Source organism: Pseudomonadota bacterium (genome assembly GCA_027624715.1).
In the GTDB taxonomy this organism is placed as follows: domain Bacteria; phylum Pseudomonadota; class Gammaproteobacteria; order Burkholderiales; family Eutrophovitaceae; genus Eutrophovita.
On sequence record JAQBTV010000010.1, the window covers coordinates 1 to 13,369 of the forward strand.

Sequence of the window (13,369 nt, forward strand, 5' to 3'; positions counted from 1 at the left end):
AATACAGAAGTGGCATATGAACTTTCTGTTTTGTACCGAGGAATGAACCGTTTAAAAGAGTCATAAGTGCAGTTGGAATTATCTGTGGCACGACAAGTCGCTAAGGGCGATAGTTAAGTATGGGTGACATATGAACAAGTACATTAAAACGAAGAAACCCTCGCGTAAGGAATACGTACTTAGAAAGGATATGAGGCTTCTTGGAGGTATGCTCGGAGACACGATTCGTGATCATGAGGGGCAGACAATATTTAATCTTGTTGAAAAAACTCGGCAGTTATCGGTTTTGCTTCAACGCAGAGGTTCCGATGGAGCTAAACGTAAGTTATTTAAAAGACTGAGATCCTTAGATAGTTTTGAGACCAGCGTTGTCATTAGGGCTTATTGTTATTTTTCCTTATTAGCTAATATCGCTGAAGACCAGCATCATGTTCGCCGCCGCCGTGCGCATGAGGCTGCTCGCTCGGGGCCGCAAGCCGGATCTCTGGATGCGGTGATGATGATGCCAGAAATTCAAGCATTATCATTGCATGACCTTGAAGAATTTTTTTCTTCCAGCTTAATAGTCCCAGTTCTCACTGCACACCCGACCGAGGTGCAGCGAAAAAGCATCTTAGATCTTAAAAAAACGATTGTCGATTTACTGAACAAAAGAGATCGAGAGAATTTAACGCCAGTCGAGTTATCCAGAAATGATGAGTTGCTCCGTAGGGCCATACTTACCCTTTGGCAGACCCGAATTTTGCGGGAGTTGAAGCTCAGTGTGCAGGACGAAATAGACAATGGAATTTCATATTATGAGTCCACTTTTTTAACTGAACTTCCTCGTCTATACGGCGATATTGAAGATCGTATGTATTCAGGTTCGATACAATCGACCCCTCCCTCAGCTTTGGCAAGCTTTTTTAAGATGGGCAGCTGGATTGGAGGAGATCGAGATGGCAACCCCTTTGTCAATGACGAGGTTATGACGTATGCCGTCGGTAAACAAAGTCAAGTGTTGTACCAGTTTTATCGACGGGAACTTGAGGCGTTGACTGGTGAGCTATCTCAGTCAGATTGGCGTGTTCAGGTTACTGATCAATTGATTGCTTTGGCAGATCAGTCAATGGATATTTCTGACCATATGAAAGACGAACACTATCGACGCGCGTTAATGGCAATACGTACTCGGTTGGCGAATACGTTTGGTGAGGGGCGAAAAGCCTCTTCTTCGATTGAAAATGCGCCACTCGTTTATTTAAGTCCTGAAGAGTTTTCTACTGACCTAAAAATTGTCAGTGATTCGCTTTACCAAAATAGGAGTGCTCTAGTCGCGCGTGGAAGAATTCGAGCCCTACTAAGAGCGGCAGATATTTTTGGTTTTCACTTGGCTTCGCTAGACTTAAGACAGCATTCAGGGGTTCATGAAAGCGTGATATCTGATCTTTTTGCGCGGGGCATGAGCAGGTTAGGTTATGGGGGGCTTGATGAAAAGGAAAAGCGGAGTTGGTTGCTAAGCGAGTTAAGAGTAAACAGGCCGCTTAGGTCAACTTTTCTTAATTATGATGAATTGACCCGCAAGGAATTAAAGATATTAGATAACGCTAATAAGCTGCAAGGAGACTACGGCAAGGCTTCAATTTCAAATTATGTGATTTCCCAAACTAACGATGTAAGCGATATTCTTGAGGTGGCGCTACTTTTAAAGGAGTCCGGCGGTTTAAGTGCTGGGGAAAATCCATACTCATCTATGAATATAGTGCCATTATTTGAAACGATTGAGGATTTAAGAAATTCTTCTGATGTGATGAGTGTCCTTTTTTCTGATCCTTTTTATAGAAAATTGTTGCGTAATAAAGATAACGTTCAGGAAGTCATGTTGGGCTATTCAGATAGCAACAAAGATGGAGGCTACCTAACGGCGACCTGGGAGATTTACAATGCAGAAAAAGAACTCGTTAAGGTATTTGAAAAGCACGGCGTGAAGTTGAGGATATTTCATGGCCGAGGCGGGACAGTTGGTCGCGGTGGGGGGCCTAGTTATGAGGCGATCCTCGCTCAACCTTCAGGAAGTGTAGCCGGTCAGATTAGAATTACAGAACAGGGAGAAGTAATTGCCAGTAAATATTCTGACCCTGAAATTGGTCGACGCAATCTTGAAACCTTAGTGGCAGCAACGCTTCAAGCGACTTTAGTCCCACAGAGTCTGAATCAGTCAGTGATACTTTCCGAATATGAAGATATTTTGCGTGAAATGGCACGAGACAGTTTTGTCGCCTACCGTTCGTTGGTTTTTGATGATCCTGGATTCGTTGAGTTTTTCTATCAAGCAACACCTATTGCAGAAATTGCTGATCTTAATGTGGGAAGTCGGCCGGCGTCTCGGAGCAAGTCTACGCGTATTGAGGATTTGAGGGCGGTTTCCTGGGTATTTTCATGGTCTCTAGCAAGGATAATGCTGCCTGGTTGGTACGGTTTTGGCTCGGCTGTCCAAGTGTGGGTTGAAAGTCACGGTGACGATGCGGTTGAGAAGTTGCAGGGTATGTATAGAGATTGGGCATTTTTCAATGTCATGCTTTCAAATATGGACATGGTGCTCGCTAAAAGTGATTTTGGTATTGCCCGTCGGTATGCTGAATTGGTTCAAGATGTTGACCTCAGAGATCGTATTTTCCGGCGGATTGAAGAGGAGTGGGAGCTTTCAGTTAAATGGTTGCTTAAGATTAGTGACCAAACCTATTTACTCGAGAAAAACCCGGCTCTATCAAGAAGTGTGCAGAGTCGATCGCCATACATTGATACGTTAAATCATTTGCAAATTGAATTGATGCAGCGATACCGTTGCGGTAATCATGATGAACAGCTAAAGCGCTCGATACTCCAAACGATTAATGGGATTTCAGCTGGCCTCAGAAATAGTGGTTAGTTCCTAAGGTTTTGGATCAACCGAAGGGGTAAACGCATCAGCGAAAAATGCGTCCTCAGGCAAACCGCACTGCTCGGTGAAGTCTTTATGGGCGGCTTCTACCATTGCAGGCACGCCGCATGAATACGCCTCATGGTTCGCCATATCAGGAAAATCTTCCATTGCGGCGATATGAACCATGCCGGTTCGCCCCTCCCATTTATCTTCTAGTTCGCCATCGGAGACGACAGGAATGAAACTAAAGTTTTGATGATCTTTTTGCCACTGACTAGCCAGATCGCTCATGTAGATATCTCCAGGTCTTCGTCCACCCCAGTAGAGCGCCATCGGCCGGTCAATACCTTGTTCAAAGGTATATTCAATAATACTTTTAATTGGAGCAAAACCAGTTCCACTAGCGACAAAGATTATGGGTTTGTCGGTGTCTTCTCGCAGGAAAAAGGTTCCGAGGGGCCCCTCAAACCTAAGGATATCTTTCTCTTTAAGTGTCTCAAAAACTTGTGTTGTGAAAGCGCCATTCGCCATGTTTCGGACATGCAATTCGAGATATTCGGATTCATGTGGGGGGTTGCCCATCGAGTAGCTGCGTCGTTTCCCCCCACTTAACAGGACATCAATGTACTGCCCTGCAAAAAATTGGAAACGTTCGTTAGATGGCAGTTTTAACTTTAGGATAATAATGTCGTCGGTAACGCGAAGTATTGACTGGACGCGACTTGGCAATCGACGAACTTCAATATCTCCAGTTGTTTCGATCTCTCTCGCCTCGATAATTAGATTACTGAGAGGGATTGCTTGGCAGAACAAAGTAAGGCCATTACGTTTTTCGAAATCGACGAGTGCAGAGCTTTGAGGGTTACCGTGATCGACCGTTCCCTCGATAATCTTCCCTTTGCATGCTGCGCAAGCCCCATTACGGCATCCGTATGGTAGCGTATATCCAGAGCGCATTGCCGCCGCGAGGATGGTTTCGTTTTCTTCGGTTGTGAATGAATTGCCGCTAGGTTGGATCGTGACTTTATGCGCCATTGTGAAGATAACCTTAAACTGAGTTAGTGATAAATTTTAATACCTAAATATTATGAGCGTAACTGAAATAAATATTGAATATGCATAGGTTGTTGATCGTCGGGTTTGGAGATGTTGGGAAACGATTTGCCGCCCGTTATGCCTCTCGTTTTAACTTGTCTGTTGTATCGAGGACGAAGACTGGGGAGTCTCCTTCCTGGATAAGATCAATCAATTGGTTGCATGCAGATCTTGATGAACCGAGAACTCTGCAGAAGCTGGCGGGCCTGTCGGAAGGTGTGATTTATCTCGCGCCTCCAAATTCATCCGGGGATACTGATATGCGAATTCGCAATTTTTTAAGATCTATTGCATCAGGTGTAAGCATACCACAGCGACTTGTTTATATGAGCACGACCGGTGTCTATGGCGATTGCGCGGGTGAATGTGTGAGTGAAACGCGGGCGACTAACCCTCAAACAGGCCGTGCACGAAGACGGCTTGATGCAGAAGCGCAAGTGCGAGCCTGGTCGCAACGCACGGGGTGTGCGTCAATGATTCTGCGAGTGCCAGGGATCTATGCGTCCGATCGACTTCCGTTGAGTAGGCTCAAGAAGGAGTTGCCGACTTTAATGGCTGATGAGGATAGCTTCTCTAACCATATTCATGCTGACGATTTGGCGCAGATAGTTTTTCTGACACTTTTCCGGGGTAAGAGCGGTCGAATATACAATTGTATTGATGATTCGAGGATAAAAATTGGTGATTATTTAGATCTGGTAGCGGATAGGTCAGGGCTCTCAAAGCTGAGACGAATCACTAAGTCTGAAGCGAGAGACGTGTTACCTGAAATGTTGTGGTCATTTCACGCGGAGTCTCGATTGGTTTTGAATGATCGGATGAAAAAAGAGCTTAAGGTACGCTTACGGTACGCGACAGTACAGGACGGTGTGCCGATAACAAGCCGTGTGTCAGATGACTAGAATGTTCGTCCTCAATCGATGCATCGTCGCATTGTTAGTCTTTTGCTGCTTCCCACAGTTTGTTGTATCCAGCAGGGCTGAGACGCCTGGCGCGAGCGACTTTTATAGGTTATCTGCAACGTTAGTCAAGGGTAATAAGTTAGTACTCGCTTACGATATTCACCCCTGTTGCTATTTGTATAAGCGTAGTTTCTCGTTTCAAGTGTTAGACTCTGATGTGATCGTTAGTCAGGTTTCGTTTCCGGAGTCTTTGAGGCATAACGATGAATTTTTTGGAGAAGTAGAGATTTATAGAGGAGAAGTTCTCATTACTTTGGATCTAAACTTTACTAGAGTCGGTCGGCGAAGCGACTCATTAAGCGTCACCGCATGGCATCAAGGATGTTCAGACGAGGGTATTTGTTTTTTGCCTGATCGTAATGTATTGAGCTTTACTACTTTCCCCGGCCCTCAATGAATAACGGTGGATTGAAAATAGTGACGAGACGCTTGTTCGTAACTTGTGTCGTGATTGCGTCGGTAGTAGCTGGTATTTTGTTGAGTAATAGTCGTCCAGAATTAGATGAACGCGCATTCAGAGGTGCGCAACGAGCTCAGTTCAAGGATCTCAGTGGAAATTGGCAGCAGATCTCAAGTTGGGAGGGTAGTTATCGAATTGTTAATTTTTGGGCGACCTGGTGTCCACCCTGCCTCGAGGAGATTCCTCTATTCGTTCGGCTTCAAGATGAGTTTGGGGATCGTAATGTCACTTTCATTGGGATCGCCTTGGATGATGTTGATCGTGTTCGTGAATTCGTTGGGGATAATGAGATAAATTACCCCATATTGATTGGGTCCGGGGACGCTCTTCGCATTTCAGAGATTCTTGGTAACCAACGTTCAGGGCTACCTTTCACGGTGTTTTTAAGCCCCTCAGGAGACTTGGTCGATATCCATTCTGGCGCAGTTCCAGAGTCTAAAATACGACAATTTGTAGATAAAATCCGCTAAATTGCTTCTAAAACACGTTAGAATCGCTAATGAGCTGGTCTACGTTGGCCTTAATTCAGGTTTTCTAAAGTGGGCGCTATAGAGATGGCCACTCTTTCGGTTTAAGACACCATAAATGCGTGTATAATCGGCGAACATGCTGTTAAGTTACATAAATAGATACCCATTTACGCTTTTTATACTAAATTTAAGGCTTTGAATATGTCAAATGAACGTATACCACTAGAGGCCTGCGATATTCTTGTGCTGAACGGTCCAAATCTCAATCTATTGGGCACGCGAGAGCCCGGCTTATACGGTGTTGAGACGCTCGCCTCAATAGAAGCGAGGATGGTTTCGAAAGCGCAAGTAGCCAAGATAAAATTAGTATGTTGTCAAACCAATTACGAAGGTGAGTTAGTCAGCCTTATTCAGCAAATAAGAACGGCTGGAGCAAAATTTTTGATTATCAACGCCGCGGCTTATACCCACACCAGCATCGCCATCCGTGATGCGATCTCGGCCGTTGATGTTCCTTTTGTTGAAGTTCATTTATCGAATATCTACAAGCGTGAGCGCTTTCGCCATCATTCGTATCTTAGTGATAAGGCTGACGCAGTGATCTGCGGACTCGGCGCTATGGGTTATGACGTTGCGTTAGATTATGTACTGGGAAAACTGAAGGGAAGCTTGTAATGGATTTAAGAAAATTAAAAAAATTAATTGATCTCGTGCAGGAGTCCGGGATTGGTGAGCTTGAAATCACAGAAGGTGAGGAGACAGTTCGAATTAATAGTGGCAACAGTAGGCCAATTTCATCCGATACACCGCCACCGGAGACGCGTTTGGTAGCGCCGCTCGTCCAGTCAGAGGTGGCTGCAGTTGTTGAGGTGGTTCCTGTAGATGAAGGGTTTGTGATGAAGTCTCCTATGGTAGGCACGTTCTACCGTGGTTCTAACCCGGAATCTGCACCATTTGTTGAGGTCGGCCAGACAGTCTCCGAGGGCGAGACGTTGTGTATTGTTGAGGCAATGAAGTTGCTTAATGAAATTGAGTCCGAGAAGTCCGGCGTTATTAAAAAAATTCTCGTTGAAAACGGACAACCTATTGAGTATGGCCAGCCGCTTTTTCTGATTACTTAACCCCAATGTGAGGTTTTATAAATCTAGACTTTATATTTGTAAGAAATTCGATAATGGGGTGTAAAAACATTTATGTTTGACAAGATTTTAATTGCGAATCGCGGCGAGATCGCTCTGAGAATTCAGCGAGCGTGTAGGCAGATGGGCATTAAAACTGTAGCCGTCCATTCTGAGGCGGATGCAGAAGCTAAGTATGTGCGCCTTGCAGATGAGTCAGTATGTATCGGCCCAGCTTCGAGCACGGACTCTTATCTGAATGTACCGGCAATCATTAGTGCAGCTGAAGTAACTGATGCGCAAGCGATTCATCCGGGCTATGGCTTTTTGTCGGAGAATGCCGATTTTGCTGAGCGGGTTGAGCAAAGCGGGTTTGTCTTCATTGGGCCAAAACCAGAGACGATCAGGCTAATGGGCGATAAGGTCAGCGCAAAAGCTGCGATGATCAAAGCTGGTATACCTGTTGTCCCCGGAAGCAAGGGGGCTCTTCCTAGTGACCCAAAAGAAATTGTAGTTATTGCCAGAGATGTTGGCTATCCCGTGATCATAAAAGCTTCTGGAGGTGGGGGAGGGCGGGGTATGAGAGTTGTTCACACCGAAGCGGCATTGCTTAATGCGGTGAACATGACAAAACAAGAAGCTCAAGTAGCCTTTGGTAATCCAACTGTTTACATGGAAAAGTTTTTAGAGAATCCGCGACATATTGAAGTTCAAGTTTTAGCCGATCAACATAAGCACGCTATATATTTGGGTGATAGAGATTGCTCCTTACAGCGACGCCATCAAAAGGTTATTGAAGAGGCACCAGCACCACATATTCCACCCAGGGAGAGAGTAAAAATTGGGGAGAAGTGTGCCGAGGCATGCCGAAAAATTGGATATCGAGGAGCTGGAACGTTTGAGTTTTTATATGAGAATAAAAAATTTTATTTCATTGAGATGAATACAAGGGTACAAGTAGAGCACCCTGTAACCGAAATGATTACAGGCGTAGATATCGTAAAAACCCAAATTTCTGTTGCGTATGGAGATAAATTACCCTTTCGGCAAAAAGATATTCAATTTAAGGGGCACGCAATTGAGTGCAGGATCAATGCCGAACATCCCTTCAAATTTACTCCATCACCCGGAACGATTACTACGCTCCATATCCCCGGCGGACCTGGCATTCGCGTAGATTCACACGCATATCAGAATTATTATGTGCCGCCATACTATGATTCTTTAATCGGCAAGTTAATTGCGCACGGAGACACGCGAGCGCAAGCACTTGCTAGGATGAAAGTTGCGCTATCTGAGATGATTGTCGAGGGGATTGAGACTAATATTCCGCTGCACCGTGAATTGGTGTCCGATGCAAATTTTATTGAAGGTGGTGTAAGTATTCATTACCTTGAGAAAAAACTCGCTAACCCTTAGTGGAGTTTATTTTCAGCGATCTTCTTGTGTCTTAATCATGGCTTGGCAGGCTTTAGAGTTCAAAGTTTCTGGAGCACACCTGGAGGCCTTGAGCGATGTGTTGTTCGAAGCTGGAGCTCTATCGGTCGACATCACTGATGCGGATGAGGGGTCACTCAACGAGAAGGCGATTTATCTCGAACCAGGAGAGGAAATTCTGCTTTCTTGGAGGGACAATTTGGTTGTCGGACTTTTTGATCAAGATATTGACGTTACTGATATTATTTCCATTGTGTCTGATGCCCTGCAACCCATACAGTTACCAACGCCTCAAGTACGCCTTATTGATGATCAAGATTGGGTCAGGCTAACACAGCAGCAATTTGAATCCATCCAAATTACAAAGCGCTTGCAAATTTCACCGAGTTGGTCGGCCGGCAAACGTGCGTCAAAAATCAATATTATTCTTGATCCGGGTCTTGCATTTGGTACAGGCAGTCATGCTACGACACAACTTTGCTTGCATTGGCTAGAGAACAATTTAGTTCCCGGGCAGGAAGTCATAGACTATGGCTGTGGATCTGGGGTTTTAGGAATAGCCGCAAAGATGTTTGGTGCAGGTAGCGTAGTTGGAATCGATATAGATGAAGATGCCTTAGAGGCAACTCGGTACAATGCGTATAGAAACGGGGTTGATTTGAAGGTGGTTCCTGCGGGAGACACTTTTACAGAACAAGTAGATATCGTCATTGCAAATATTCTGCCAGCACCTTTAAAGGTCTTAGCGCCATTGTTAGATAAGCTGGTTAAGCCAGGTGGACACATTGTGTTGTCAGGTATTTTGGTGGCTCATGAGCAAGAGTTGCTTGGTATTTACGGGCAATGGTTTGAAATGAGCACATTTCAAACCATGGATGATTGGGTTTGTTTACAAGGCACCAAGCTGAGTTTATAACGCTATGGAATTATTTCTTGTCTGTCCCAAGTGCACACATTTGTTCGGGTCGACTTCAACGCGACTCATGGAGCAATCCGGTCGTGTTGAGTGCCTCTCTTGTAGCAATTCTTTCGATGGATATGCCCACTATCGTTTTGACATTTTGGAAGAGCCTATAAAAGTTACGCTAGATGAGGCAATAAAAGAGAAGAGTCGTTTCGGCCAGAGGCATACATTGGATTTAGGTAGCTCTAACGGTGCAAAGAAGGCCGTCGGGAAGAAAGATGCGGCATTGCAGGACGTGGCCGTTCGAGTGGTTCGCTCGGCGGAAGTTGATACAAACTTATACGAAGCCGTGTTCGCACCTCTCCCGGTGTCGAGGTCGCGTTGGTGGTATGCGAATCTCATGTTCTTTTTAATTTTTATATTAATTCTCATGTTTGGCTTTAATCGGCAGATATACGTAAATAGCCCTCTTGTTGCTAAAGGGGCTGTAAAAATATGTGGCACTCTTGGTTGTGAGGTCGGGATCCCTAGACAGATTAATGCGTTAAGGTTGATTGGAGCGGACCTCTTGGTTAGGCCTGATTGGGGGGATTCTTATTACCAGTTTCGCGCGACGATTCAGAACGTTGGAAAACAGCAGTTGCAATTTCCAGCAATGGAACTGAAATTAACTGACGCTCAAGGACGAATTGTTACAAGCCGAGTTATTTATCCGATCGAGTATATTGGGGAGACTACGCAAGCGGGAATAAAAGCTAAGGGAGAACAACAATTAAATTTAATGTTTCGTATTGAGGGTGCTCCTCCGTTTGCCTTTGATAGTTATCTGTTTTATCCGAAAAAGAACAGACTTTAGTTGCGCTATTCTGCTAGTACTTATGCACGAGTAGATCAGAATTTTTGGAGTGAGAATGTTAAATGATGAGAAGATAAAGTTTAGCGAGACGCATCAGTGGATCCAACTTAATGAAGAGGGTGTTGCATCAGTTGGTATAAGTGATTACGCTCAGGATTCTCTCGGGGACGTAGTCTATATTGAGTTGCCCTCACTGGGTTCTGTATTCAAAGCAGGCGAGCAATGTGGGCTTATCGAGTCGGTGAAGACTGCATCTGACTTATTTATCCCGGTGGCTGGAGAGGTTGTCGCTGTCAATGAGGTATTGAGAGAGCAGCCCGAATTAATTAATGAACTGCCTCAAAAGACATGGATATTTAAGGTGAAGGTGATAGATGTGAGACCCATTGAGGCGCTAATGAGTCAAGCTCAATACCTTGAATTTGTAGCGACAGAATAGGTCTTACGTCGTTTTTAGTATAGCTGTAATCAGCTATGGATATAGATTAATGATTAACGGTGATATGCATGAAAATTAAAATAACAATCATGGAACGACTGTTGTTTGTTGCAGTTTTAGGACTACTGTTGAAGTTTGCCTCGCTTCAATTCTGAAAGCTTAGCCTCTAAATTTAGCGACGGTAGACAGATGATTGTAGGGGTAATCCGTTACTCAGGTATGAATGAAAGAACTCTAGGTTATTAAGCACTTCGCTTCCAGATTCAAATGGAACGGCGCCAACTGCCTCCATGCAGCGCTGGTATCTCATCTGTAGTGTGTAGAGACGCTCCCCTCCTCTAAATACGGGAAAATGAACGGCCTGGCCAATAGTTGGAGACAGGAGCTCATCTCGAAAATAGCGGCCTCCGTTTGTTAGGTGGCAGGATGCACAGGCTAAGTTATATTGACCAATGCGTCTAAAATAGAAGGACTTGCCGAGCGCATACTTAATTAAGGCTTCTTCGGTGGACACTTCAATTTGCATCAGCATGCCGTCTGATAAAGATCTCGCGTAAGCACTTAGAGCTCCCATCGTTTCGGGATCAATATGATTCAACTTTGTTTCCCCGTTTTGCTCGAGACAAAAATTGAGCGCCATTTCAAATGTGACTACTTGTTTGTATGTTGTATCGTAGTAAGGAAATTTGCCAGCGACATTAACTCCTTTATTCTCAAAGCAATTATCAAATGTTTGGCCATTCTTAAAAAGGGTACCCCATATTTTTTTACCTTGATCGATCATCTCCTGAAAAGGTGGGAAATCCATGATACTGTTGTATTGATCAAGCGCATCTTCACTCAACATCATAGAGCCGTGGATGTATTGAGATATAGGTACGTCAGGTATGTTCGCTGCGAAAGTAGCTATAAACAGCTGTCGGTCTTCTTCTGGGTTGCTCCATGTCTGAGAAGATGCAATAAGAATGATTAGAGCTGTAAGATATTTAAGAGGGCGCATGGCAGTATCTTAGGAGATCGTCGTCTTTCCGACCCCTGATGCACCCATGTTGTCCTCCCACTCGACGCTCAACTCATCACCACCAACCGCGTTAGGCACCCAGTAGTTCAAATACGGATTTTTGGACACGGATCGGCTCCAGTGAGCTTGCATGATTGGTTTTCCATTATGGCTAATTTTGACGGTATGAATGAAGTACTTTGGAATCAATTCCTTCGTATGCTTATCTTTTCGATAACCCGTTTCCATTGGATGGAAAATCATTATTTTGACATCCGCTACGTTGTCTTTAAGGCTTACTCTAAAGCGTACTGTTTTATCCATTTTTTTTCGTATCTTTCTCTGATTTATTCTTCTCCGCAACCGCCGATAGTTACATTAACTTGTCGAGCACTTCTGTAGAAAATCCCTTCCGCCAATACGATGACATGCACAAATGCTGTCTCACCCATCTTTATCCTAGATGCAATGAATGGTTCTACGCCAGCCGTGAACATGTAATCTGACACTAAGGGTTGAGGATTCTTTTCCGCGAACACAAAAATTCGCTCAGTTTTTGGAATTTTGCTAAGAATCTTGATAGGAACGATTGCGCCATTTTCAGCAATTTCGGGTAGGGACAGCTCGATGTTTTTGCCCGCATCACGCAGCTCGTCTGGGTTTCTTATTCCAATACTCCGAAATGTATTAACGATATCGATCTCATTGTAGGCTTTTTCATTCCAGCGTGCGTACCCGTTGATGGGTATTAATAGCGTACTTATTATTGTAAGTGCTGATTGGAGAAATGCTCTACGTTGTTTTGAAAGCGTCATAAATTCTATAGCGTGTAAAGGTAATCGATGATCGTTTGAATTTGTGCTTCGCTTAAAATTTCGTGCGCGCCAAAAGGTGGCATGATCGTATCCGGGTAAGTATCCCGCGCGTCCCAAATTTGTTTGAAGAGTACTTCTCTAGAGGGGAACCGACGTTTCATGTCCTTAAGTGGCGGAGCAATATTAGCTAGGGTTACTGCGAGCTTATCGTTGGGGGCGCTGTGACAAGCAAGACAATTTCCATAATCATAATTGTGAGTAAGCTCCCGGCCACTGCGAACAGAATCAGTTTCTGCTTTAGAGTTAATCGGCGATAACAGGATAGCCAATAGGCTTAAGAAGAAAGATAAGGGAGGGATCAGTTTGTGTTTTCGTAAAGTTCGTACCATTTTTTTAGAATCAAATTAGTATGTAAAAGTCCCTATTTAATCACTCGTCGGCAGTCCATGTGCCGGATTTACCACCACTTTTTTCTAAGAGCCTCACATCACGCATTAACATACCGCGGTCTACTGCTTTACACATATCGTAGATGGTGAGTAACCCAACGGACACAGCTGTTAGCGCCTCCATTTCAACGCCAGTCTTTCCCCATGTTTCTACCCTAGCGGTACACAGAACCGAGTGAAAATTTTGTTGGATATTGAAATCTACGGTAACTCGAGTAATGGTCAGTGGGTGGCACAAAGGAATTAATTCAGATGTTCGTTTAGATGCCTGAATCGCAGCGATTCTGGCGATACCAAGTACGTCGCCTTTTTTGGCCTCTCCTGCTTGAATCAGTCTAAGCGTGTCGGGGAGCATGCTGATGATGCCGCTGGCAATAGCCACTCGCTTGGTTTCGTCTTTATCTCCCACGTCAACCATATGCGCTTGTCCAGTCACATCAAAATGGGTTAAGTCACTCAAGG

The 13,369-nt window shown here is 44.4% G+C and carries 16 protein-coding genes; 10 read left to right on the forward strand and 6 right to left on the reverse strand.

Annotated elements, in window-relative coordinates; translation table 11 throughout:
• The first annotated feature begins 130 nt into the window (after positions 1 to 130).
• On the forward strand, positions 131 to 2,908 hold the full coding sequence (ppc, locus tag O3A65_06895; protein ID MDA1332192.1) for a phosphoenolpyruvate carboxylase: 2,778 nt from the start codon (positions 131 to 133) through the stop codon (positions 2,906 to 2,908).
• A 3-nt stretch (positions 2,909 to 2,911) separates the two neighbouring features.
• On the opposite strand, the gene O3A65_06900 is transcribed toward ppc, so the two are convergent.
• Entirely contained in the window at positions 2,912 to 3,937 is a 1,026-nt protein-coding gene (locus tag O3A65_06900; GenBank protein MDA1332193.1) for a CDP-6-deoxy-delta-3,4-glucoseen reductase, read from the reverse strand.
• An 80-nt stretch (positions 3,938 to 4,017) separates the two neighbouring features.
• Between O3A65_06900 and O3A65_06905 the strand changes: the two genes are divergently transcribed.
• The 9 genes from O3A65_06905 (at position 4,018) to gcvH (ending at position 10,643) form a co-directional block, all read left to right on the forward strand.
• Positions 4,018 to 4,899, forward strand: a complete 882-nt coding sequence (locus O3A65_06905) for an NAD-dependent epimerase/dehydratase family protein (protein MDA1332194.1) — start codon at positions 4,018 to 4,020, stop codon at positions 4,897 to 4,899.
• Positions 4,892 to 5,356 carry a protein-disulfide reductase DsbD N-terminal domain-containing protein gene (locus tag O3A65_06910; GenBank protein ID MDA1332195.1) on the forward strand — a complete coding sequence of 155 codons (465 nt, stop codon included), beginning with the start codon at positions 4,892 to 4,894 and terminating at the stop codon, positions 5,354 to 5,356. Before O3A65_06905 ends, O3A65_06910 begins: the two co-directional genes overlap by 8 nt.
• Positions 5,357 to 5,376: 20 nt before the next feature.
• Entirely contained in the window at positions 5,377 to 5,889 is a 513-nt protein-coding gene (locus O3A65_06915; GenBank protein ID MDA1332196.1) for a TlpA disulfide reductase family protein, read from the forward strand.
• Between the two features lie 201 nt (positions 5,890 to 6,090).
• Positions 6,091 to 6,564, forward strand: coding sequence for a type II 3-dehydroquinate dehydratase (gene aroQ / locus O3A65_06920; GenBank protein ID MDA1332197.1), 474 nt, complete (start codon positions 6,091 to 6,093; stop codon positions 6,562 to 6,564).
• The gene (accB, locus tag O3A65_06925; protein MDA1332198.1) at positions 6,564 to 7,010 is read left to right on the forward strand and encodes an acetyl-CoA carboxylase biotin carboxyl carrier protein; all 447 of its coding nucleotides are present in this window, start codon (positions 6,564 to 6,566) and stop codon (positions 7,008 to 7,010) included. The genes aroQ and accB overlap by 1 nt, the downstream gene beginning before the upstream one ends.
• Before the next feature lie 72 nt (positions 7,011 to 7,082).
• Complete coding sequence (gene accC / locus O3A65_06930; GenBank protein ID MDA1332199.1) at positions 7,083 to 8,426, forward strand: acetyl-CoA carboxylase biotin carboxylase subunit; 1,344 nt, start codon at positions 7,083 to 7,085, stop codon at positions 8,424 to 8,426.
• 37 nt (positions 8,427 to 8,463) lie between these two features.
• Complete coding sequence (gene prmA, locus O3A65_06935; protein MDA1332200.1) at positions 8,464 to 9,360, forward strand: 50S ribosomal protein L11 methyltransferase; 897 nt, start codon at positions 8,464 to 8,466, stop codon at positions 9,358 to 9,360.
• A 4-nt stretch (positions 9,361 to 9,364) separates the two neighbouring features.
• Entirely contained in the window at positions 9,365 to 10,204 is an 840-nt protein-coding gene (locus O3A65_06940; protein ID MDA1332201.1) for a DUF3426 domain-containing protein, read from the forward strand.
• Between the two features lie 55 nt (positions 10,205 to 10,259).
• A complete protein-coding gene (gene gcvH, locus O3A65_06945; GenBank protein MDA1332202.1) occupies positions 10,260 to 10,643 on the forward strand; it encodes a glycine cleavage system protein GcvH in 384 nt (127 codons plus the stop codon).
• A gap of 172 nt (positions 10,644 to 10,815) precedes the next feature.
• Here gcvH and soxA read toward each other — a convergent pair whose 3' ends face one another.
• From soxA to moaC, 5 genes are read right to left on the reverse strand one after another with little or no spacing between them, the layout of a single operon-like run.
• Positions 10,816 to 11,643 (reverse strand): sulfur oxidation c-type cytochrome SoxA, encoded by an 828-nt coding sequence (gene soxA, locus O3A65_06950; protein MDA1332203.1) that lies wholly within the window; start codon positions 11,641 to 11,643, stop codon positions 10,816 to 10,818.
• Between the two features lie 9 nt (positions 11,644 to 11,652).
• Positions 11,653 to 11,967, reverse strand: coding sequence for a thiosulfate oxidation carrier complex protein SoxZ (gene soxZ / locus O3A65_06955; protein MDA1332204.1), 315 nt, complete (start codon positions 11,965 to 11,967; stop codon positions 11,653 to 11,655).
• 23 nt (positions 11,968 to 11,990) lie between these two features.
• Positions 11,991 to 12,458, reverse strand: a complete 468-nt coding sequence (gene soxY / locus O3A65_06960) for a thiosulfate oxidation carrier protein SoxY (GenBank protein MDA1332205.1) — start codon at positions 12,456 to 12,458, stop codon at positions 11,991 to 11,993.
• 5 nt (positions 12,459 to 12,463) lie between these two features.
• Positions 12,464 to 12,847 carry a sulfur oxidation c-type cytochrome SoxX gene (soxX, locus tag O3A65_06965; GenBank protein MDA1332206.1) on the reverse strand — a complete coding sequence of 128 codons (384 nt, stop codon included), beginning with the start codon at positions 12,845 to 12,847 and terminating at the stop codon, positions 12,464 to 12,466.
• 40 nt (positions 12,848 to 12,887) lie between these two features.
• Positions 12,888 to 13,367 carry a cyclic pyranopterin monophosphate synthase MoaC gene (gene moaC / locus O3A65_06970; protein ID MDA1332207.1) on the reverse strand — a complete coding sequence of 160 codons (480 nt, stop codon included), beginning with the start codon at positions 13,365 to 13,367 and terminating at the stop codon, positions 12,888 to 12,890.
• Positions 13,368 to 13,369: the final 2 nt, after the last annotated feature.

Coding starts and splice junctions, on each gene's coding strand:
- ppc (MDA1332192.1), top strand. CDS start 131: ATGAACAAGTACATTAAAACGAAGAAACCCTCGCGTAAGGAATACGTA.
- O3A65_06900 (MDA1332193.1), bottom strand. CDS start 3,937: ATGGCGCATAAAGTCACGATCCAACCTAGCGGCAATTCATTCACAACC.
- O3A65_06905 (MDA1332194.1), top strand. CDS start 4,018: ATGCATAGGTTGTTGATCGTCGGGTTTGGAGATGTTGGGAAACGATTT.
- O3A65_06910 (MDA1332195.1), top strand. CDS start 4,892: ATGACTAGAATGTTCGTCCTCAATCGATGCATCGTCGCATTGTTAGTC.
- aroQ (MDA1332197.1), top strand. CDS start 6,091: ATGTCAAATGAACGTATACCACTAGAGGCCTGCGATATTCTTGTGCTG.
- accB (MDA1332198.1), top strand. CDS start 6,564: ATGGATTTAAGAAAATTAAAAAAATTAATTGATCTCGTGCAGGAGTCC.
- accC (MDA1332199.1), top strand. CDS start 7,083: ATGTTTGACAAGATTTTAATTGCGAATCGCGGCGAGATCGCTCTGAGA.
- prmA (MDA1332200.1), top strand. CDS start 8,464: ATGGCTTGGCAGGCTTTAGAGTTCAAAGTTTCTGGAGCACACCTGGAG.
- O3A65_06940 (MDA1332201.1), top strand. CDS start 9,365: ATGGAATTATTTCTTGTCTGTCCCAAGTGCACACATTTGTTCGGGTCG.
- gcvH (MDA1332202.1), top strand. CDS start 10,260: ATGTTAAATGATGAGAAGATAAAGTTTAGCGAGACGCATCAGTGGATC.
- soxA (MDA1332203.1), bottom strand. CDS start 11,643: ATGCGCCCTCTTAAATATCTTACAGCTCTAATCATTCTTATTGCATCT.
- soxZ (MDA1332204.1), bottom strand. CDS start 11,967: ATGGATAAAACAGTACGCTTTAGAGTAAGCCTTAAAGACAACGTAGCG.
- soxY (MDA1332205.1), bottom strand. CDS start 12,458: ATGACGCTTTCAAAACAACGTAGAGCATTTCTCCAATCAGCACTTACA.
- soxX (MDA1332206.1), bottom strand. CDS start 12,847: ATGGTACGAACTTTACGAAAACACAAACTGATCCCTCCCTTATCTTTC.